Origin of the sequence: Pseudomonas sp. MIL9 (assembly GCF_016887925.1) — a bacterium.
Taxonomy (GTDB): domain Bacteria; phylum Pseudomonadota; class Gammaproteobacteria; order Pseudomonadales; family Pseudomonadaceae; genus Aquipseudomonas; species Aquipseudomonas mohnii.
On sequence record NZ_JAFEHE010000005.1, the window covers coordinates 96109 to 117273 of the forward strand.

The 21165-nt window shown below is 59.2% G+C and carries 22 protein-coding genes; 11 read left to right on the forward strand and 11 right to left on the reverse strand.

What is annotated here, in order from left to right; translation table 11 throughout:
- Positions 1-108: 108 nt before the first annotated feature.
- Complete coding sequence (locus JQF37_RS07020; RefSeq protein WP_130204765.1) at positions 109-672, forward strand: hypothetical protein; 564 nt, start codon at positions 109-111, stop codon at positions 670-672.
- Positions 673-857: 185 nt separating this feature from the next.
- Here the strand turns inward: JQF37_RS07020 and yjiA are convergent, their stop codons facing one another.
- From yjiA to JQF37_RS07035, 3 genes are all read right to left on the reverse strand, one after another.
- On the reverse strand, positions 858-1829 hold the full coding sequence (gene yjiA, locus JQF37_RS07025) for a GTPase (protein WP_130204763.1): 972 nt from the start codon (positions 1827-1829) through the stop codon (positions 858-860).
- A 162-nt stretch (positions 1830-1991) separates the two neighbouring features.
- The gene (locus JQF37_RS07030; RefSeq protein WP_007937254.1) at positions 1992-2189 is read right to left on the reverse strand and encodes a YbdD/YjiX family protein; all 198 of its coding nucleotides are present in this window, start codon (positions 2187-2189) and stop codon (positions 1992-1994) included.
- Positions 2190-2203: 14 nt separating this feature from the next.
- The gene (locus JQF37_RS07035) at positions 2204-4270 is read right to left on the reverse strand and encodes a carbon starvation CstA family protein (protein WP_130204761.1); all 2067 of its coding nucleotides are present in this window, start codon (positions 4268-4270) and stop codon (positions 2204-2206) included.
- 156 nt (positions 4271-4426) lie between these two features.
- Here JQF37_RS07035 and JQF37_RS07040 point away from each other — a divergent pair, with 156 nt between their 5' ends.
- Positions 4427-4795 (forward strand): PilZ domain-containing protein, encoded by a 369-nt coding sequence (locus JQF37_RS07040; protein ID WP_130204759.1) that lies wholly within the window; start codon positions 4427-4429, stop codon positions 4793-4795.
- Positions 4796-4838: 43 nt separating this feature from the next.
- Here JQF37_RS07040 and radA read toward each other — a convergent pair whose 3' ends face one another.
- Positions 4839-6206, reverse strand: coding sequence for a DNA repair protein RadA (gene radA, locus JQF37_RS07045; RefSeq protein ID WP_007937264.1), 1368 nt, complete (start codon positions 6204-6206; stop codon positions 4839-4841).
- A gap of 594 nt (positions 6207-6800) precedes the next feature.
- Between radA and mscL the strand changes: the two genes are divergently transcribed.
- Positions 6801-7214 (forward strand): large-conductance mechanosensitive channel protein MscL, encoded by a 414-nt coding sequence (mscL, locus tag JQF37_RS07050; protein WP_130204747.1) that lies wholly within the window; start codon positions 6801-6803, stop codon positions 7212-7214.
- 44 nt (positions 7215-7258) lie between these two features.
- Here the strand turns inward: mscL and JQF37_RS07055 are convergent, their stop codons facing one another.
- On the reverse strand, positions 7259-8035 hold the full coding sequence (locus tag JQF37_RS07055) for a ferredoxin--NADP reductase (RefSeq protein WP_047533526.1): 777 nt from the start codon (positions 8033-8035) through the stop codon (positions 7259-7261).
- Positions 8036-8352: 317 nt separating this feature from the next.
- Here JQF37_RS07055 and JQF37_RS07060 point away from each other — a divergent pair, with 317 nt between their 5' ends.
- Positions 8353-9084, forward strand: a complete 732-nt coding sequence (locus JQF37_RS07060) for an autoinducer binding domain-containing protein (RefSeq protein WP_130204745.1) — start codon at positions 8353-8355, stop codon at positions 9082-9084.
- Between the two features lie 163 nt (positions 9085-9247).
- Positions 9248-10372, forward strand: a complete 1125-nt coding sequence (locus JQF37_RS07065) for a methyltransferase (protein ID WP_130204743.1) — start codon at positions 9248-9250, stop codon at positions 10370-10372.
- A 75-nt stretch (positions 10373-10447) separates the two neighbouring features.
- On the opposite strand, the gene JQF37_RS07070 is transcribed toward JQF37_RS07065, so the two are convergent.
- The 3 genes from JQF37_RS07070 to JQF37_RS07080 form a co-directional block, all read right to left on the reverse strand.
- Positions 10448-10615 (reverse strand): DUF2474 domain-containing protein, encoded by a 168-nt coding sequence (locus tag JQF37_RS07070; RefSeq protein WP_081997949.1) that lies wholly within the window; start codon positions 10613-10615, stop codon positions 10448-10450.
- A gap of 86 nt (positions 10616-10701) precedes the next feature.
- The gene (gene cydB, locus JQF37_RS07075; RefSeq protein WP_130204741.1) at positions 10702-11709 is read right to left on the reverse strand and encodes a cytochrome d ubiquinol oxidase subunit II; all 1008 of its coding nucleotides are present in this window, start codon (positions 11707-11709) and stop codon (positions 10702-10704) included.
- A 3-nt stretch (positions 11710-11712) separates the two neighbouring features.
- Positions 11713-13149 (reverse strand): cytochrome ubiquinol oxidase subunit I, encoded by a 1437-nt coding sequence (locus JQF37_RS07080; protein ID WP_130204739.1) that lies wholly within the window; start codon positions 13147-13149, stop codon positions 11713-11715.
- 360 nt (positions 13150-13509) lie between these two features.
- On the opposite strand from JQF37_RS07080, the gene JQF37_RS07085 reads away from it, so the two are divergent.
- Positions 13510-14748 (forward strand): MFS transporter, encoded by a 1239-nt coding sequence (locus JQF37_RS07085; protein ID WP_103403484.1) that lies wholly within the window; start codon positions 13510-13512, stop codon positions 14746-14748.
- 2 nt (positions 14749-14750) lie between these two features.
- Here JQF37_RS07085 and JQF37_RS07090 read toward each other — a convergent pair whose 3' ends face one another.
- Together JQF37_RS07090 and JQF37_RS07095 are read right to left on the reverse strand one after the other, a co-directional pair.
- On the reverse strand, positions 14751-15302 hold the full coding sequence (locus JQF37_RS07090) for a DJ-1 family glyoxalase III (RefSeq protein ID WP_130204737.1): 552 nt from the start codon (positions 15300-15302) through the stop codon (positions 14751-14753).
- 66 nt (positions 15303-15368) lie between these two features.
- A complete protein-coding gene (locus JQF37_RS07095) occupies positions 15369-15815 on the reverse strand; it encodes a DUF4879 domain-containing protein (protein WP_130204735.1) in 447 nt (148 codons plus the stop codon).
- 219 nt (positions 15816-16034) lie between these two features.
- Here JQF37_RS07095 and JQF37_RS07100 point away from each other — a divergent pair, with 219 nt between their 5' ends.
- Both JQF37_RS07100 and trmA read left to right on the forward strand, forming a co-directional pair.
- Positions 16035-17330 carry an NCS2 family permease gene (locus JQF37_RS07100; RefSeq protein ID WP_130204733.1) on the forward strand — a complete coding sequence of 432 codons (1296 nt, stop codon included), beginning with the start codon at positions 16035-16037 and terminating at the stop codon, positions 17328-17330.
- Positions 17327-18406, forward strand: a complete 1080-nt coding sequence (trmA, locus tag JQF37_RS07105) for a tRNA (uridine(54)-C5)-methyltransferase TrmA (RefSeq protein WP_130204731.1) — start codon at positions 17327-17329, stop codon at positions 18404-18406. The genes JQF37_RS07100 and trmA overlap by 4 nt, the downstream gene beginning before the upstream one ends.
- A gap of 55 nt (positions 18407-18461) precedes the next feature.
- Here the strand turns inward: trmA and JQF37_RS07110 are convergent, their stop codons facing one another.
- Positions 18462-18668, reverse strand: coding sequence for a 4-oxalocrotonate tautomerase family protein (locus tag JQF37_RS07110; protein ID WP_047533558.1), 207 nt, complete (start codon positions 18666-18668; stop codon positions 18462-18464).
- Between the two features lie 119 nt (positions 18669-18787).
- Here JQF37_RS07110 and JQF37_RS07115 point away from each other — a divergent pair, with 119 nt between their 5' ends.
- The 3 genes from JQF37_RS07115 to JQF37_RS07125 all read left to right on the forward strand — a co-directional run bounded on the left by JQF37_RS07115 (position 18788) and on the right by JQF37_RS07125 (position 21139).
- Positions 18788-19699, forward strand: coding sequence for a LysR family transcriptional regulator (locus JQF37_RS07115; RefSeq protein ID WP_130204729.1), 912 nt, complete (start codon positions 18788-18790; stop codon positions 19697-19699).
- Between the two features lie 139 nt (positions 19700-19838).
- A complete protein-coding gene (gene aroQ / locus JQF37_RS07120) occupies positions 19839-20279 on the forward strand; it encodes a type II 3-dehydroquinate dehydratase (protein ID WP_090466945.1) in 441 nt (146 codons plus the stop codon).
- Between the two features lie 5 nt (positions 20280-20284).
- A complete protein-coding gene (locus tag JQF37_RS07125; RefSeq protein WP_130204727.1) occupies positions 20285-21139 on the forward strand; it encodes a shikimate dehydrogenase in 855 nt (284 codons plus the stop codon).
- The last annotated feature ends 26 nt before the right edge of the window (positions 21140-21165 follow it).

Consider the following 21165-nt stretch of genomic DNA (forward strand, 5'->3'; position numbering starts at 1 on the left):
AACACCGCCCAATTTAAACCCTTGCAACACACACAACTCCAAGAACCCACAAAAACCACTTAACCTAAAACCCGCTTCATCCAACAAACTTAATGAACGGGTTACATCATGAATAGCGACACCGAAAAATCTTTCATCGCAATATTGAGAATGTTTGACCACAAAGTAAATCTACTTGAACAACTCCATGGCAAACCGGCGCTGGCCACCATCACACACTTCAGCGGCGGCTTCTTTACCGGCAGGCCGCAGACCCAGGACCACTCGAAGCGGCTCGGCATACGTCCCAACGAGCAGATCGGTGAGGTGAAGCCATTAACGCTACACTTCCGGCATACGGCCGATGGCTACATACTTTCAATAAAAAACACAGGCGAGTATTACAATCACATCATCAGTGAAAAGGCGCTGGATACTTTTGGAGTCATTGACTCCGACGCTGATCACCCGACTGTCTTTACCCTTGTCAACCAACAAGGCAAGCCTATTACACTGGATAATCTGCGCAACACTCATTCAGCCGTTTCACTCAAGATCAAAGACAAACACTACATGGGCGGACTCAAACTAAATGGCTCGCCGTATATTTACCTTGGCAAAACCGAAGAGCGTTCAAAGATAACTTTCATCCTGAGTATTCTTCAAAGAAAAGCACCTCATGCCCCCTCCTGAAATGCCCTTCAATGTTTGAAAAAAGACCTTCTGCAGCGACCTCAGCCAGAAGCTCTGAATCGCCTGCGCGCGCTGATCGGCAGCGAAAACCACTACACGGATAGCCGCCCCGGTGATTCGCTTGACCGGGGCATCTCATTTACAGTTGGCGATTGCGACATCAGCCTCAGTGAACAGGGCGGCCCTTACTGCGCCGCCACCCGAGCAAACCCCTCACGGATGTTCTCTTCCGGCAAATCATCGGCAATGAACACAATCACACTCTCGCGCACTTCGCCCTCCGCCCATTCGGTGTCCCAGTCAAAACCGTACAGCTTCAGCACGCCCTGAAACACCATGCGTCGCGGTTCGCCAAGGATGTTCAACACGCCTTTGTAGCGCAGCAATTGCTTGCCGTGGTCTTCCAGCAGTTCGTTCATGAACTCGCTGAGCTTGTCGATATCCAGCGGTTTGTCGGTGCGCAGCACCAGGCTGGAAATGCGGTCGATGGACGGCGCCTTGGTCACGGGCCGCAAACTCACGCCACCCCCGAGGTCGGCATTGAGATTGAAGCCGCGCACGTCGAGCAACTCGGCCAGATCGATCTTGCCGTGATCAACCACACGAATCGGGGCGCGACGATTGATCCGGGTCAGGCGCTCGCTCAACGCGGTGAAGGTCGGCTCGTCCACCAGGTCGCGCTTGCTCACCAGCAAACGGTCGGCGAAACCGATCTGCGCCTGGGCAATGGTCTGGGTCAGGTGCAGCTCGGCGTGTGCCGCGTCGACCAGGGTGATGATGCCGTCGAGGATGTAGCGCTCGCGCAGTTCTTCGTCGATGAAGAAGGTTTGCGCCACCGGGGCCGGATCCGCCAGCCCCGTGCATTCGATCACCAGACGGTCGAAGGCGATATCGCCGCTGTCCAGGCGTTCGAGCAGCAGATACAACGCTTTGGTCAGGTCCGTGTGAATGGTGCAGCAGACGCAGCCGTTGGACAGCGTCATCACTTGTACCGGCTCGTCGCCCAACAGCTGGGTATCGATGCCGGCATCGCTGAATTCGTTTTCGATCACCGCGATTTTCAGACCGTGCTCGGCTTTGAGCAGGTGGCGCAACAGCGTGGTCTTGCCGGCGCCGAGGAAGCCGCTGAGGATCGTGACGGGGATGGGAGAGGACAAAATTGATCTCCTGTTTCACAAAACTGATAAACAACACAAAACAAAAGTGAGAGCGAGCTTGCTCGCGATAGCGGTTTGACATTCAACATCACTGTTGATTGACAGTCCGCCATCGCGAGCAAGCTCGCTCCCACAGGTTTTGCCGTTAACCCGCCATCCGGATCAACAGCACTTCGGCCCACCCTTGCCACCGTAACGGGCTTCCTGGCGTTCGCGGAAGAACGCCTCGTAGCTCATCACCGGTTTGTCCGGGTGCTTGGTTTGCATGTGCTCGACGTAGTTGTCGTAGTCGGGCATGCCGACCATCAGGCGCGCGGCCTGACCGAGGTATTTACCGAGGCGACTCAGGTCATTGAACATGCTGCAATCCTCGATCAAGCATCCGGCAGCGCCTGGAATGGCGATTCTTTATCCGTACGTTCTTTTTTACCCCAGGCGGCAATGCCGACCTTGAGCGCATAGAACAGGATACTGAACACCACGAACAGGAACAGCGCGGTCAGTGTTGCGTTGGTATAGGCATTGAAGATCACGTGCTGCATCTGCGTGATGTCCTTGGCCGGGGCGAGGATCTGACCATTGGCCAGCGCATCGCTGTATTTTTTCGCCAGGGACAGGAAGCCGATCGCCGGGTTGGCGTCGAACAGCTTGATGAAGCCGGCGGTGGTGGTGCAGACCAGCAGCCAGGCCGCAGGCAACAAGGTCACCCAGATGTAGCGCTGGCGTTTCATCTTGATCAACACGACGGTGCCGAGCATCAGCGCGATACCGGCCAGCATCTGGTTGGAGATGCCGAACAGCGGCCACAAGGTGTTGATACCACCCAATGGATCGATCACACCCTGGTACAACAGCCAGCCCCACATTGCCACGCACCCGGCGGTCGCGATCAGGTTGGCGGTCCAGGATTCCGTGCGGCGCAGCGCTGGCACGAAGGAGCCCAGCAGGTCCTGCAGCATGAAGCGACCGGCGCGGGTGCCGGCGTCGACTGCGGTCAGGATGAACAGCGCCTCGAACAGGATCGCGAAGTGGTACCAGAATGCCATGGTGTTTTCACCCGGCAGCACGCTGTGCAGGATCTGCGCGATCCCCACGGCCAGGGTCGGCGCACCACCGGCACGGGCCAGGATGGTGGTTTCACCGATGTCCTTGGCCACTGCTTGCAGGGCCTCCGGAGTAATGGCAAAGCCCCAGCTGCTGACGGCTTGCGCAACGGCCACGACATCACCGCCGACCACGGCGGCCGGGCTGTTCATGGCGAAATACACGCCTGGCTCGATCACCGACGCAGCGACCATGGCCATGATGGCCACGAAAGACTCCATCAGCATGCCGCCGTAGCCGATATAGCGGGCGTTGGTTTCGTTATCCAGCAGCTTCGGCGTTGTGCCGGAGGAGATCAGCGCGTGGAAACCGGACACCGCGCCACAGGCGATGGTGATGAACAGGAACGGGAACAGCCCGCCCTTCCACACCGGCCCGGTACCGTCGATGAACTGGGTCACTGCCGGCATTTTCAGCTCGGGCATGGTGATCAGGATGCCGATCGCCAGGGCGACGATGGTGCCGATTTTCAGGAAGGTCGACAGGTAATCGCGCGGTGCCAGGATCAGCCACACCGGCAGCACGGCAGCGACGAAGCCGTAGCCGATCAACATCCAGGTGATCTGGATACCGGTGAAGGAAAAGGCCTTGGCCCACACCGGATCGGCAGCAATTTGCCCGCCCAGCCAGATCGAACCCAGGAGCAATACCACGCCGATCACCGAAATTTCACCGATGCGGCCCGGGCGGATGTAGCGCATGTAGATGCCCATGAACATCGCGATCGGGATGGTCGCCATCACCGTGAAAATACCCCACGGACTTTCGGCCAGGGCCTTGACCACGATCAGCGCCAGCACGGCGAGGATGATGATCATGATCAGGAAGCAGCCGAACAGCGCGATGGTGCCGGGAATGCGGCCCATTTCTTCACGGACCATGTCGCCCAGGGAGCGGCCGTTGCGGCGGGTGGACATGAACAGGACCATGAAGTCCTGCACCGCACCGGCCAGTACCACACCGGCGATCAGCCACAGCGTGCCGGGCAGGTAGCCCATTTGCGCCGCCAGCACTGGGCCAACCAGTGGACCCGCGCCGGCAATGGCCGCGAAGTGGTGACCGAAGAGGATATGTTTATTGGTGGGGACGTAATCCAGACCGTCGTTATTGAGCACGGCGGGAGTGGCCCGTCGCGCATCGAGTTGCATCACGTTGTTAGCGATGAACAGACTGTAGTAGCGATACGCGACCAGATAAATGGCCACGGCAGCGACCACAATCCACAAGGCGTTGATCGCCTCGCCTCGGCGCAATGCCACGACACCCAGGGCGCACGCACCTATGATTGCCAGCACCAGCCAGGGTAGATGGCGTAGCGGGCTATTATTATTTTTCATTTTATTATTCCAGCCAGAGTGGACAAGAAAGAAAGCCACCTCGAGTTTAGCGCCCCTGACGACAAAGGGCATACCCGATATTGGTCTGGCGCCTCTCTTGCTGGCTGTCTTGCGAAAGGCGGGTCTATAGTCAGCGAATCTATCGAGGATTACGCCATGAGCGACCACCCTGCCGACCGCCGCCGTTTCAAACGTATTGGATTCGATGCCCGAACCGAGCTCCGTCAGGGTGAACACACCTGGACGGTAAAGCTGATCGACCTGTCACTCAAGGGCTTGCTGATTGAACGCCCTGCCGCGTGGCTGGGTAATCCGCAGCAGAACTTTTCCGTCGGCATTCACCTGTCCGATGACACCGACATCGCCATGGAGGTCGAACTGACCCACGAAGACAAAGGCCAGCTCGGCTTTGTCTGCCGGCATATCAGCCTGGAATCGATTGCGAGCCTGCGGCGGTTGATCGAGCTCAACCTGGGTGACGCAGCTGAACTTGAACGAGAGCTGGGTGCCCTGATCGAAATCTGAAGACCCGACACCATCCCACTGGGATCAAGTCCGGCCCGCAAACTTATTCGAACAAGGCGTCCAGCGCCTGCTCCAGACGGGTGACGGCAATGATCTGCAAACCCGGCGGAGCCTCTTTCGGTGCATTGCCCTTGGGCACGATGGCGCGCTTGAAGCCGTGTTTGGCGGCTTCTTTCAAACGCTCCTGACCGCTCGGTACCGGACGCACTTCGCCGGACAGCCCCACCTCACCGAACACCAGCAGATCATGAGGCAACGGCCGGTTGCGCAAGCTGGACATGACCGCCGCCATCAACGCCAGGTCGGAAGCCGTTTCCAACACTTTCACACCACCGACGACGTTGAGGAATACGTCCTGATCGTGGGTCGGAATACCGCCATGACGATGCAACACCGCCAGTAACATCGCCAGGCGATTCTGATCCAGACCCAGGGTTACCCGGCGTGGATTGGCCAGATGGCTGTCGTCCACCAACGCCTGGACTTCCACCAGCATCGGTCGGGTACCTTCCCACGTCGCCATGACCACACTGCCCGGGACTTCTTCCTGAGCCCGGGTCAGAAAAATCGCCGAGGGATTGGAGACTTCTTTCAGGCCCTTGTCGGTCATGCCGAACACGCCCAGTTCGTTAACCGCACCGAAACGGTTTTTCACTGCCCGCAGCAGGCGCAGACGACCATCGGATTCGCCTTCGAAATACAGGACCGTGTCGACCATGTGCTCCAACACACGGGGACCAGCCAGCGCCCCCTCCTTGGTGACATGACCGACCAGGAAAATCGCCGTGCCGCTCTGCTTGGCATAACGCACCAGCAATGCCGCGCTTTCCCGGACCTGAGACACGCCGCCCGGTGCCGATTGCAATTGCTCGGTGAAAATCGTCTGGATCGAGTCGATCACCATCACCTTGGGCTTTTCCTGCCGGGCCGTGGCGATGATGGTTTCGATACAGGTCTCGGTCATGACCCGCAACTGATCCTGAGGCAACCCGAGGCGTCGGGCACGCATGGCCACTTGCTGTTGGGACTCTTCGCCGGTGACGTACAGCGCCGGCATGCTCTTGGCGAGGTTGCACAAGGTTTGCAACAGAATGGTCGACTTGCCGATACCGGGATCACCACCGATCAGCACCACCGAACCGTCCACCAGACCACCGCCCAGCACCCGGTCCAGTTCACTGGACGCCGTGGAAAAACGTGGAATCTCCTCGACACTGACTTCGGCCAGGGTCTTGATCTGCGCCTGTTGGCCGGTCCAGCCGGTGCGACCGCTGGGCGCTGCCGCCCCGCCGCTTTCCACCATGGTTTCAGTCAGCGTGTTCCAGGCGCCGCACTCGCCGCACTGGCCAGCCCACTTCGGAAAAGTCGAGCCGCACTCGGTGCAGCCATACATGCGCTTGGCCTTGGCCATCGGAACTCCCGGCAAAAATCGCGATGATAACCCAGGTGGAGCAAATCAGTGCGACGCGGGTGTCCGCCGAGTTACCGCCGACAACTTGTCATGATCGATTAGCACATGTAACGATATGGTCAATTAAAAATATTTTTACAATTTCTTACAACTAACACCAAACACCCCACATATACCTGTACACATCCACTACAACTACCGCCTCAACGTACAGTAAGCGCAAAATCCGCCATCAATATAAATAGTAAGACTGACCAAGCACGCCCTTAAATCTTGTCCTTGCTCTCGCCTCCCCGCTGAAATCTCAAAATCCAAACAACCCAAAGTGAAATTTTATTTATGTTGCCACTATCATTTCATTCCAGCTGACCTTCACCACACGCCTGGTTTTCGACAGTAGAGCAGCACAACGACAGGATCGCGAAAAAGCCTCCAAGCCCTTTCTCGCTCACCCTGCGCGGGTGGCATTTTCAAACTTTTTCCCGATACTCCGGTCGACAGCAGGCGGTACTTGTAAGCAGGTGTTTCGAGCAAGATGCGTCTTGCTGATTTACACTGCGTTCACCAACCTCATCTGTAACAAGGAAATAACCTATGGGCGTGATAAGTGAGTTCAAGGCCTTCGCGGTCAAGGGCAATGTGGTCGACATGGCCGTGGGCATCATCATCGGCGCCGCCTTCGGCAAGATTGTCACGTCGTTTGTCGGCGATGTGATCATGCCGCCAATCGGGCTGTTGATCGGTGGGGTGGACTTCAGTGACCTGGCCATTACGCTCAAGGCCGCCGAAGGCAACGCCCCGGCGGTAGTGCTGGCCTACGGTAAATTCATCCAGAGCCTGATCGACTTCATCATTGTCGCCTTCGCGATCTTCATGGGCGTCAAAGCCATAAACCACCTGAAACGCGAGGAGGCGGTGGCGCCAACCGTGCCGCCGGTTCCGACCAAGGAAGAAGTGTTGCTGGGCGAGATCCGCGATCTGCTCAAGGCCCAGAACAACCGGCCTTGAATGCTTGAGCGAAATACGGACGGCGCCCTTGCGGCGCCGTTTTATTACCAGAAGTTTTCCACCGCCACCTGACCGGGTCGCCGGCTGAGGCTCAAGTGCATATCGCGCTGTTTGAGCAATTTGCGCGTGTCATCGATCATCTGCGGATTGCCGCAAAGCATGACCCGTGAGTGCTCGGGCGTCAGGGCCACCCCGGCAACGCGCTCCAGCTCGCCATTTTCGATCAGCGTGGTAATGCGCCCGTTCAAGGCGCCAGGATGTTGCTCGCGAGTCACCGTGTTGATGAGTTGCAGCTTGTGCGCGAATTCCGACAGATACTCACGCTGTGCCAGCCCCGCGATAAGGTCCTGATAAGCCAGCTCCCGGGTTTCACGGACGCTGTAGACCAGGATGATCCGCTCGAATTTCTCCCAGACCTCGAAGTCCTGCAGGATCGACAGAAATGGCGCCAGCCCCGTACCCGTGGATAACAACCACAGATCACGCCCGTCAACGAAGCGATCAAGCGTCAGGTAACCGAAGGCCTGGCGGTCGACGAGCAGTGTGTCGCCAACACCCAGACGACTCAGCTCGCTGGTGAACTCGCCCCCCGGAACCACGATGGAAAAGAACTCAAGAAACTCGTCAAAGGGTGACGACACCATGGAATAGGCACGCCAAACCGTACTGCCATCGGCCCGGGTGACGCCTAACCGGGCAAATTGCCCTGCGCGAAAACGAAAACCGGGATCTCGAGTGGCACGCAGCGTGAACAGATTCGGTGTCAATGGCTGGACGTCGAGCAGTGTCTGGCGAGTAAATTTCTCTTCACTGGCGGTCATGGGGACGCTCCATTCAACAGATAGCCCAGTGTCTCGTAAAGCGCCCACCATAAACACCTATTATTTGTAGTGTCTTTTAGAGCAAAAGTACTCTTGCCGTAAAAAATTAAATAACGCGCAATAAAGGAGCCTTACAGGATTAATTTAAAGAATACATATAATACAAACGTTTAAATCAACCACTATTAGAACCAAAACATTAATTTTTTAATGCACAATAAAGCCAAATATTATCAATTCAATTGTAAGATTCATCCTACAATCCAAAACACACCCAAACAGTGGATCCAATTTACCAATACGACAGGAGCCACATCATGGAGAGATGGAAGGAATCCCAACTTGAACAATTGGCAGCCTCCGCAGAACTTGAAATCGCCTACGGTGTATCGCTCAGGTTTGCAAAAAATATAGGGTTCAATTTTTTTGCCTTTTCAACCAGTTACACTTCGAAAACCGAAAATTTCAATACCGTGCGATTAAACAATTACCCCTCAGACTGGAACTCCGTCTATGAGAAAAAGAAGCTTGCTGCCATTGATCCAATAGTAGCTCACTGCCACCAATCAGCAATGCCTATCCTGTGGAGCGAAGAGCAGTTCAGCAACGCGCGATGTCTCTGGGATGGGCTGGAGCAACAGGGATTGCAACACGGTTGGTCGCAAGCGATTCACGACGAGGAAACCGATCTGTGCAGCATATTGAGCCTGGTGCGCAGCCACCGCCCGATCAGTGCGTGGGAGGTGTACGAAAATCTGGGCTTTTCCGTGTTCATGGGGCATCACCTGCACAAACTGGCTGTACGATCGCTACCCAAAAGGCCTGCCACACCGTCCAACCCGCAATTGTCGCTGCGGGAAATCGACGTGTTGAAACTGGCCGCGGATGGCAAAACGGCCTACGAAAGCGCCAGGATTCTTAATCTCAGCCCGCGAACGATCAATTTCCATGTTCAGGAAACCATCCGAAAATTCGGAGTAAGCAATAAGATTTCAGCTGTCATCGCCGCCGCCAAGGCTGGCTACCTCGACAGAAACGCAACGGGTTGACTGGAAAAACCTGCGAGTAATCCACCCCAAAAAAACGTACCATTCGCGGTCCCTCCTGAGTGATGCCGTGTGATTTGTCCACGACGCAGTCCACTCGGACGGCCCCGCCGCCAAGACGCCCCCGGGCCGCGGGATACCCGTTGATTACCCAGAGCCCCGCCCCATGCCCTTGCTCGAAACACCCTTCGCCAGCCTCGACCTGATCCGCCAACCCGAACAGCAGAACGAACCGCTGCAAGCCTTTGACGCGGCAGACGAGTACCTGCTCAACCATCTGGCCGAACAGCAGCCTTCGACCGAGACGCGGGTTCTGGTGCTCAACGACAGTTTCGGTGCACTGGCAGCCAGCCTCGCGGGCAAAGTCAGCGTCACCAGCAGCGGCGACTCGTTCCTGGCCTTTCAGGGTCTGGAAAAAAACCTGGCGCGCAATGGCCTGCCGTTTGATGCCGTGCCCCACATACCCGCCAGTGAAACGCTCAAGGGTCCCTTTGACCGGGTGCTGATCCGGGTGCCGAAGACGCTGGCCCTACTGGAAGAACAACTGATCCGCCTGCAAGGCCAGTTGGCTCCGGGCACCCAGGTGATCGCGGGCGCGATGATCAAACACCTGCCGCGTGCCGCCGGCGATCTGCTGGAGCGCTACATCGGCCCGGTGCAGGCGACCCTGGCGGCGAAGAAAGCACGGCTGCTGATCGCCACGACCGAAGCAAAAGCCCCCGTAGTCTCGCCCTACCCGACGCGCTATCGACTCGATGCACCGGCCATCGAATTGCTCAACCACGCCAACGTATTCTGCCGTGAAGGCCTGGACATCGGCACGCGGGCGTTTCTCCCACACCTGCCGAAGAACCTCGGCAGCGCACGGGTAGCCGACCTCGGTTGCGGTAACGGCGTTCTGGCGATCGCCAGCGCCCTGCAAAACCCCGAGGCCCATTACACCCTGGTCGACGAGTCGTTCATGGCCGTGCAATCGGCCGCCGAAAACTGGAGCGCCGCACTGGGCGAGCGCGATGTGATCGTGCGGGCGGGCGATGGTCTGGCCGGGCAGGAACCTCAATCGCTGGACGTGGTGCTGTGCAATCCACCGTTTCACCAGCAGCAGGTGGTGGGCGACTTCCTGGCCTGGCGGATGTTCCAGCAGGCCCGGGAAGCCTTGGTGACTGGCGGCGCGCTATACATCGTCGGCAACCGTCACCTGGGGTATCACAGCAAGCTCGCGCGGTTGTTCCGCGGGGTCGAGCAAGTCGCCGCCACGCCGAAATTCGTGATCCTCAAGGCCCGCAAATAATCAGGGCAAAAAAAACCCTCCATCAGGAGGGTTGTAAATCCGCGCCGCAAGGCTGCGGGATGGGATGTCAGGTATTCAGTGTGTGGTCAGGCCGGCGGCGTTCATGAACATCCGCATCAGGCTGGCGACGATGAACAATGCACCGACGCTTCCCGCCCAGATCATGGCCAACCAGCCGAGCCGCTGCCACAGCGGCTTTTTTTCGGCCTGCTCGATGTCGTGCAGGGAATGTTTGTTGCTCATAGCCTGATCCTCCAATGAAGGTGGGTGGCGCCTGTCATGGCGCCATCGCGAGCGAGCTCGCGCCCACAAGTCCGCGCAGCAAAGGCCTAGTGGTAACCATCTTCATGGGTGACCTTGCCGCGGAACACGTAATAGCTCCAGAAGGTGTACCCGAGGATGAACGGGATGATGAACAGCGTGCCCACCAGCATGAAGCCCTGGCTCTGTGGCGGTGCCGCGGCGTCCCAGATCGAGATCGACGGCGGCACGATGTTCGGCCACAGGCTGATACCCAGGCCGCTGTAACCGAGGAAGATCAACACCAGCGTCAGCAGGAACGGCGTGTAGTGCGCATTGCGGGCCACCGCACGGATCAGGCCGTACAAAGTCACCAGCACCAGGATCGGCACCGGCAGGAACCAGAACAGGTTCGGCAACGTGAACCAGCGCGCCGCAATCTCGGCATGGGCCAGTGGCGTCCAGATGCTGACGATGCCGATCACCGCCAGCAATACGAACGCCAGGGGGCGCGCCAGGTCATGCATTTGCTCCTGCAGCTTGCCTTCGGTCTTCATGATCAACCAGGTGCAACCGAGCAGCGCATAAGCCACCACCAATGCAGCTCCGCAGAACATCGTGAACGGTGTCAGCCAGTCCAGTGACCCTCCGGCGAACTGACGATTGACCACCGGCAAACCATCGATGAACGCCCCCAGCGCCACGCCCTGGAAGAAGGTGGCCGCCACCGAACCACCGATGAACGCCTTGTCCCACAGGTGGCGCTTGGCATCTTTGGCCTTGAAGCGGAACTCGAAGGCCACGCCACGGAAAATCAGGCCGATCAGCATGAACATCAGCGGCAGGTACAACGCCGAGAGCACCACCGAGTAAGCCAGCGGGAACGCACCGAACAATGCTGCGCCCCCCAGTACCAGCCAGGTTTCGTTGCCGTCCCAGACCGGAGCGACGGTGTTCATCATCACGTCGCGGTCACTTTTGCCGGGGATGAACGGGAAGAGAATCCCGATCCCCAGGTCGAATCCGTCCATGACCACGTACATCATGATGCCGAAGATGATGATCACGGCCCAGATCAGCGGAAGATCAATACCCATGATTCAAATCTCCTTGGTCGTGGTGTGGTCGGCATCGGCATGTTCATCGTCGGCTGCGGACAGCGGACGTGCCGGTGTGCGTTTCTGGCCAGGACCACCTTCGTTGGTTTCCTTGCCCTCGTCGATCTTCGGCCCTTTGCGCACCAGGCGCATCATGTAGCCCAGACCGGCACCGAACAGGGCGAAATACACCACGACGAACAGGATCAGGGTGATGCTCATCTGCATGAAGCTATGGTTGGACGACGCATCCGCCGTACGCATCAGCCCGTAGACCACCCACGGTTGGCGACCGATTTCAGTGGTGAACCAGCCGGCGAGAATCGCGATCAGGCCGGAGGGCCCCATCCACAATGCCAGATACAGGAACGGCCGCGAGGTATAGAGCGTGTCGCGCTTGCGCAGCCAAAGGCTCCACAACCCGGTGAAGATCATCAGGAAACCCAGGCCGACCATGATCCGGAACGACCAGAAGACGATGGTCGAATTCGGCCGGTCTTCAGGCGGGAACTCCTTGAGGGCGGGCACCTGTTTGTCCAGGGAGTGGGTCAGGATCAAGCTGCCAAGGTACGGAATCTCGACGGCGAATTTGGTTTTCTCTTCTTTCATGTCCGGCCAGCCGAACAGGATCAACGGTGTCGCCTCGTTACCTTTGTTTTCCCAGTGGCCCTCGATCGCGGCGATTTTGGCCGGCTGATGCTCGAGCGTGTTGAGGCCGTGGAAGTCACCGATGACCGCCTGAATCGGCGCCACGATCAGCGCCATCCACATGGCCATCGAGAGCATGGTGCGAATCGCCGGGTTGTCTTTGCCGCGCAGCAAATGCCAGGCCGCCGAGGAACCGACGAAGAAAGCCGTTGCGACGAACGCCGCCGTGGCCATGTGCATCAGGCGATACGGGAACGACGGGTTGAAGATCACCGCCAGCCAGTCGGTCGGAATGACCTGGCCGTTGATGATCTCGAAGCCTTGCGGGGTCTGCATCCAGCTGTTGGACGCGAGAATCCAGAAGGTCGAAATCAAGGTGCCGATGGCGACCATCACCGTGGCGAAGAAGTGCAGGCCGCGGCCCACCTTGTTCCAGCCAAACAGCATGACGCCGAGGAAACCGGCTTCGAGGAAGAATGCGGTCAGGACTTCGTACGTCAGCAACGGCCCCGTCACCGATCCGGCGAAGTCCGAGAAACGGCTCCAGTTGGTGCCGAACTGATACGCCATGACCAGCCCTGAAACCACACCCATGCCGAAGTTGACCGCAAAGATCTTCGACCAGAAGTGGTAGAGATCGCGGTAGGTGTCGTTGTGGGTTTTCAGCCACAGGCCTTCGAGCACCGCCAGGTAACTCGCCAGGCCAATGGTGATGGCAGGAAACAGGATGTGGAACGAGATAGTGAACGCGAACTGAATTCGGGCGAGATCAAGTGCCTCTAAACCGAACATAAGTCTTCCTCTGTCAGGTAGTACGGCTGCCGGCGCAAGCCTGCATCCACGGTTCCCACGGGTATGGAGTGCGGCGAATTCAAATTCGTTCTTTTTTTTACCAGCATCACAACGCAGGGAGTCTGGCGCTCGGGTCACTGGATCAACGCCTGTCGAGGGTATTGATCTGGATCAAGCAACGTTGAAAGAGTAGTCCCATTTGTGAGGATGAACCGCGTGGTCTTTTGCCGCGTGACAAGTTGCCTCACCGAGACGAGCCAGATGAATAGATGTCTAGCTAACGAAATCTTCCAAGATGGCAACTTCCTGTTACAGCTTAATGATAATCTCTCCCTTTCCCACACCCAGATCTGCCTCCAGATGCCCAGCCAAGAGCCCTTGCTGTTACGTCATCACCGCCCTTTCATCGCGTTCTGGCTGGCCCGGATCTTTACGGCCAGCGGCTTTCAAATGCTCACGGTGGCCATTGGCTGGAACCTGTACCAACTGACCGGCAACGTGCTCGATCTGGGCCTGGTCGGGCTGGTGGAGTTCGCCCCGCGCGTACTGTTCATGCTGCACACCGGGCATGTGGCGGACCGCTACGACCGGCGCAGGGTCGCGGCGATCTGCCAGTCCATTCAGGCACTGATCGCCCTGTCGCTGGCGATCGGCAGCGCAACCGACCATGTCACCCGGGAAATGATCTTCATCCTCGCGTTCGTGCTCGGTGCCGCTCGCTCCTTCGAGATGCCGACCACCCAGGCCCTGCTGCCGAGTATCGTGCCCAGCGCCCTGTTTCCCCGGGCCGTCGCCGCCGCACAGTCGGCCCAGCAGTCAGCGACCATCGTCGCCCCGGCCCTCGGTGGCTTGCTCTACGCCTTCGGCAGTGTCTGGGTCTATGGCCCGACGGTGATCCTTTACCTCATTGCCTGCTCGCTGATGCTCAACCTGCCCGCCCGCCAAACGCCGCTGAACAAGGGCAAGGCGACCCTCGATTCACTGCTGGCCGGCATCCGCTTCATTCGCAGTCGCCCCGACATACTGGGGGCCATCTCCCTTGACCTGTTCGCCGTCCTGCTGGGTGGCGCGACGGCGTTGCTGCCGGTTTTCGCCAAGGACATCCTGCTGACCGGCCCGTGGGGCCTGGGCCTGCTGCGCTCGGCACCCGCAGTGGGCGCGCTGATGATGTCGCTGTGGCTGGCGCGATTTGCCGTCGACCGCAATGTCGGGCGAGTGATGTTCACCGCCGTGGGCATATTTGGTGTGGCAACCATCGCCTTCGGCCTGTCGACATCGTTCTGGTTCTCGCTGGCCGTGCTGGTGGTCCTGGGCGCGGCCGACATGATCAGCATGGTGATCCGCGCGTCCTTCGTGCAACTGGAAACCCCGGACGAAATGCGCGGCCGGGTCAGCGCCGTGAACGGATTGTTCATCGGTGCTTCGAATCAATTGGGAGAATTCGAATCCGGCCTGACCGCCCACTGGTTCGGAACCGTACCGGCGGTGGTCATGGGCGGTATCGGCACACTGGTGGTGACCGGGGTGTGGATCAAACTGTTCCCGAGCCTGGCCAGCCGCGATCGCATGCATGTGCCGAACGAAGAGGCGAAGGTCTGACGCTAAACCACCAACTCCGACGCCACCGCCGCTCGCGTGGCCTTGCCGCAGAGTTGTTCCACCAGCGCCAGGGCGAATGGCAGGGCGGCGCCCGAGCCCTGGGCCGTGATGCAGTTGCCATCGACCACCACCGGTTGATCGACGAAGGTGCAGCCTGACAGTTGATGGCTGGCCGAAGGCAGGCACGTCATGCGCCGCTGGCGCAACACGCCGAAGGCCTGCAACGCCAGCGCGGGGGCCTCGGCAATGCCCGCGAACCAGCGACCGGCCGCGGCCTGGTCCTTGATCAATTGTTGCAGGGGTTGATGGTTCGACAGATGCTGCGCGCCCACCGCACCGCCGGGCAGGACGATCAGGTCGAATGGCTGGGCCAGCAGGTCCACCAGCATCGCATCGCAGGTCAGACGGGTGCCGCGGGCGCAGGTGAGCATGCGTCGCCCCTCGATGCTGGCCACCACCACTTCCACTTTGGCACGGCGCAGGACGTCGACCAGGGTCACGGCTTGCAGGTCATCGATGCCCTCGGCGAGGGTAATCAAGGCTCTAAAGGTCATAAGGGCAATCCACGGAATGATCCTTAAAGCGTAGTCAGCTTTCCCGCCCCTTGTTCGAACCCCGCCTTACTTGATGTAGAGCTGCGTCGACAGGGTGTTGCCCGGGGCATTGATCGAGGTGTTGCTGAAGGTGAACGTGCCTTCCTGCTTACCCGCCATATCGAAGACATACAGATAACCAACGGTTTTCATGCCGACAGTGCAGTCCGTCAGGTTGCCATTATTGAAAGCACAGACTGGAGTCCGGGTGCCGTTCACATCAAAACCGTCCAGTCCGACATGCGCCCCGCGACCGTAACCGACTTCCAACACGTAGATCATGATGTGAGGGCCGGAGTGGTTGCAGCGCGTCCGCTCCTGTCCTTCAGCAATGTCTTCAAAGCCGCAGGCCGGCGATTCGACTTTGAGCACTTTCAACTGAGTCAAGGGTGGCGCCGAGGCCGCCGAGGCGGTTTGTGCCCCCAGGCACAAGGCCAGCAACATTCCAATGCCGATAAACAGACGCTTCTTCACGCGATACCCCTCCCCAAAAACAGCGCGCAGTATGGCTGACTTGGGCTAAACGCAAAACATCGACGACGATCACCGCCATAAGCAGCCATAACCCTACGCGGCTGGTATGATGCGCGGCTTTTTCCGACCCACAGAAAATTCCCAGGCGCCAACAGCGGTCTGTGCTTTGCTGTTGAGGTCGATACATTCACGGCGCCGGGCGCGCCACGGGGAGCAGACATGCTGGAAAGGCTGTTTCAACTCAAGGCACACAACACCAACGTACGCACCGAGATACTGGCGGGCGTCACGACCTTTTTAGCCATGGCCTACATCCTGTTCGTCAACCCGAGCATCCTCGGCGAGACCGGCATGGACAAGGGCGCGGTATTTGTCGCGACCTGCCTGGCGGCCGCCATCGGCTCCACAGTCATGGGGTTGATCGCCAACTACCCGATCGCCCTCGCGCCGGGCATGGGCCTGAACGCCTTCTTCACCTACACCGTGGTCCTGCACATGGGTCACACCTGGCAAGTGGCGCTGGGCGCGGTGTTCATTTCGGCGGTGTGCTTCTTCCTGCTGTCGATCTTCCGCATCCGTGAATGGATCATCAACAGCATCCCGTTGCCATTGCGCTCGGCGATTGCCGCCGGCATCGGCCTGTTCCTGGCGTTGATCGCCCTGAACAAAGCCGGCATCGTAGTCAGCAACCCGGCGACCATGGTCGGCCTCGGTGACCTTAAACAACCGGCACCGATCCTCGCCACCCTCGGCTTTGCCCTGATCGTCGCCCTCGAAGCACTGGCCGTGCGTGGCGCCGTGCTGATCGGCATTCTGGTCGTGACCATTGTTTCGATCGCGATGGGTTTCAGCGCGTTCGGCGGCGTGATGTCGATGCCCCCGTCGCTGGCGCCGACCTTCCTGCAACTGGACATCAAGGGCGCACTGGACATCGGTCTGTTCAGCGTGATCTTCGCCTTCCTGTTCGTCGACCTGTTCGACAACTCTGGCACCCTGATCGGCGTCGCCAAGCGCGCCGGCCTGATGGGCAAGGATGGCCACATGCCGAAAATGGGCCGCGCCCTGATCGCCGACAGCACCGCCGCCATGGCCGGTTCCCTGCTGGGCACTTCGACCACCACCAGCTACATCGAATCCGCCGCTGGCGTGAGTGCCGGTGGCCGCACAGGCCTGACCGCCGTCGTGGTGGCCGTGCTGTTCCTGCTGGCACTGTTCTTCTCGCCACTGGCCTCCAGCATTCCGGCTTACGCCACTGCCCCGGCGCTGCTGTTCGTCGCCGTACTGATGACATCCGGGCTGGCCGAAATAGACTGGGACGACATCACCGTTGCCGCACCGGTCGTGATCACCGCCCTGGCGATGCCATTCACTTATTCCATCGCCAACGGCATCGCTTTCGGTTTCATTTCGTGGACCGCGATCAAACTGCTGTCCGGTCGTGGCCGTGAGCTGAACCCGGCGCTGGTGATTCTGTCGATTCTGTTCGTGATCAAGCTGGGTTGGTTCAACGCATGACTTTTGATTCCCAGGCCTACGCCACTCAGCTCGAAGAAAAGGTCACGCGCTTGCGTGACCTCCTGGCGCCTTTCGATGCGCCGCAGCCGGCCGTCTTCGACTCGCCGTTGCAGAATTTCCGCCTGCGCGCCGAATTCCGCCTGTGGCGCGAAGCCGGCGAGCGCCACTACGCGATGTTTTCCCAGGAAGACAAACGCACGCCGATCCTGATCGAAGAATTCCCGATCGCCAGCCTGCGGATCAACCAGTTGATGCCGCAGCTCAAGGCCGCCTGGCAAGCCAGTTCAGCCCTGAGCCACAAGCTGTTTCAGGTGGAGTTCCTGACCACCCTGGCCGGCGACGCCATGATCACCCTGTGCTACCACCGTCCGCTGGACGAACACTGGCATGCGGCGGCCTCGAAGCTCGCGGCCGAATTGAATGTCAGCGTGATTGGCCGCTCCAAGGGCAAACGCGAAGTCATCGGTCACGATTACGTGGTGGAGAAGCTGGAAGTCGGCGGCCGTACCTTCAGCTATCGCCAGCCCGAAGGTGCCTTCACACAGCCCAACGGCACCGTGAACCAGAAGATGCTCAACTGGGCGTACGAGGCATTGGGCGATCGCCCGGACGACCTGCTGGAACTGTATTGCGGCAACGGCAACTTCACCCTGCCGCTGGCCACTCGTGTGCGCAACGTGCTGGCCACCGAAATCAGCAAGACTTCGGTCAACGCCGCACTGAGCAACCTCAGCGAAAACGCTGTGGATAACGTCACGCTGGTGCGCTTGTCCGCCGAAGAGCTGACTGAAGCCTTGAATGAAGTGCGGCCGTTCCGCCGACTGCACGGCATCGACCTCAAGAGCTACGAGTTTGGCAGCGTATTCGTCGACCCGCCGCGCGCCGGCATGGACCCGGACACCTGCGAACTGACGCGACGCTTCGACAACATCCTCTACATTTCCTGCAACCCGGAAACCCTGGCGGCCAACATCGCCCAACTGCACGACACCCATCGCATCACCCAATGCGCGATGTTCGACCAGTTCCCGTGGACTCACCACATGGAATCCGGCGTATTGCTGACCCGGCGCTGAGTGCAAGTGCCCGACATGAAAAAGCCGTCTCTGCGACGGCTTTTTTTCACCCGGCTCACCCCGGCAGATTCTTTCGATACTCAGTGGTGGTGATGCCTTTATACCCCCAGTTATCGGTATCAATTTCCTCGATCACGATATGCGTCAGTTCAGGCGGCTTGCCGAGGACGCGCTGCAAGGTTTCGGTGATTTCCGCGATGACCTGGGCTTTCTGCTCCCGGGTAACGCCGTCACGGGTAATGCGTACGCTGACGAAAGGCATGCTGTATCTCCTGCTCGTTGATCAAGAAAGGCCTGGGGCATCGAACTCACTGTATCGGTGTGCAGGCATCTGATAAATACTGGTTCACACACTTCATTTGATCCCCGGTGTAATCAATCATGCAGCGACAATTCGACGATCTTCAGCTGGGCAGTATCGAGCTGTTTTGCCTGGCCGCCGAAGCCGGTAGCTTCACTTCTGCCGCGCTGGTGGCGGGCGTCACTCCGGCGGCCGTGAGTCGCTCGGTGTCGCGTATGGAAGAGCGTCTGGGCGTACGGCTGTTCGCACGCACCACCCGCAGCGTCAAGCTGACCGACAGCGGTCGCCGCTACTACGAGGAATGCCGCCAGGCGCTGGCCCAACTGGTTGAAGCCCAGCGCGAAGTCATGGGCCAGCAGCAAGTGCCGTCCGGGACCTTGCGCATCAGTATTCCCACCACCTACGCCCACCATCGCATCCTGCCGTTGCTCCCGGCCTTTCGCGCGCGCTTTCCGGCGGTGAAGGTCGAGTCGCACATCAGCAATCGCAACATCGATTTCGTCGGCGAAGGCTATGACATGGCCATTCGTGTGCGGGCGATTCCGGATTCCGGCCTGATCGCCAGGCCTCTCGAAGACGCCGAACTGGTGATGGTTGCCAGCCCCGACTACCTCCAGCAGGCCGGCACGCCGCAAACCCTCGACGACCTGCAACACCACGAATGCATCCAGTACGAACTGCCCAGCAGCGGCCGGCGCATCGCCTGGTTGTTCAACGACAAGAGCGTGGAGCGGGAAATTCTGGCGGAGGGCAACTTCAGTTGTTCCGACGACGTATTGGGTGGCGTGACCCTGGCGAAACACGGCGCGGGGTTGTTTCAGACCTATCGCTTCATTGTCGAAAAGGAACTGGCTGATGGCTCGTTGCTGGAAGTGCTCAAGCCCTACGGCGGACGCTCTCGGCCGTTTACCCTGCTCTATCCGCAAAGTCGCCATGTCCCCCTCAGATTGCGGGCGTTCATCGATTTCCTGCTTGAACATCTGCCGCGGTGAACACGAAACCGTCCGATCACCGCACACAAAAAGCCCGGTGACCGGCTCTTCAATTGACCGAATTAACCAGTTAGTACAATTTATCTCCACAGGCTGGAATCCTCGGCCAATGCCAAAAATAATAAGTGGAGAAACATCGATGCCCCCCATTATTCTGGTGCTCAACGGCCCGAATCTGAACCTGCTCGGCACCCGTGAGCCGGCAACCTACGGCCACGAAACCCTCGCTGACATTTCCGCCCTGTGCGGTCGTACCGCCGAAGAATTCGGCCTGGCAGTGGAGTTTCGCCAGACCAACCACGAAGGCGAACTGCTCGACTGGATTCACAACGCCCGCAACCGTTGCGCCGGCATCGTGATCAACCCGGCCGCCTGGACCCACACCTCGGTGGCGATCCGCGATGCGCTGGTTGCCAGTGAACTGCCGGTGATCGAAGTGCACCTGTCCAATGTCCACGCCCGTGAACCTTTCCGCCACCACTCCTTCGTCTCGGCGATTGCCACTGCGGTGATGGCCGGGTTCGGCAGCCACGGCTATCGCCTGGCGCTGGAGCATTTCAGTCTGCGTTTGAAGGGGTGAACATCGTGAATCAGAACCATACGGTATTGGCCGGACTGATCGGCGCCGGCATCCAGGCATCCCGCACCCCGGCGCTGCACGAACATGAAGGCGATGCCCAGGGTTTGCGCTACCTCTATCGCCTGATCGACCTCGATCAGCTGAAACTCGACAGCAATGCCCTGCCCGACCTGCTCAGTGCCGCCGAGCGCATGAACTTTACCGGGCTGAACATCACCTTCCCGTGCAAGCAGGCGATCATCCCGCTGCTCGACGAATTGTCGCCGGAAGCCCGCGGCATCGGCGCGGTGAACACCGTGGTGCTCAAGGATGGCAAGCGCATCGGCCACAACACCGATTGCCTGGGATTTGCCGAAGGCTTTCGCCGTGGCTTGACCGGCGTTGCCGTTGACCGCGTCGTACAGATGGGTGCCGGAGGCGCCGGTGCCGCCGTCGCCCACGCACTATTGAGCGAAGGCGTACGGCAACTGAGCATTTTCGATGTGGAAATCAGTCGCGCCCAGAGCCTGGCGGACAACCTCAATCAACATTTCGGCAGCGGCCGCGCCGTCGCGGGTCTCGATCTGGCGGGGAGCCTGGCCGAGGCCGACGGCCTGGTGAACACCACACCCATGGGCATGAAAAAACTGCCGGGCATGCCAGTGCCGGTCGAGTTGCTGCGCGCGCAGCTGTGGGTCGCGGAGATTGTTTACTTCCCGCTGGAAACCGAACTGCTGCGCAACGCCCGCGCCCTGGGCTGCCGGACCCTGGATGGCGGCAACATGGCGGTGTTTCAGGCGGTCAAGGCGTTCGAACTGTTCAGCGGTGTGGTGCCCGATGCCCAGCGAATGCTGGCGCACTTTCAAAGCATGAATGGCTGAAGGCTTTCTGTGGCGAGCGAGCTTGC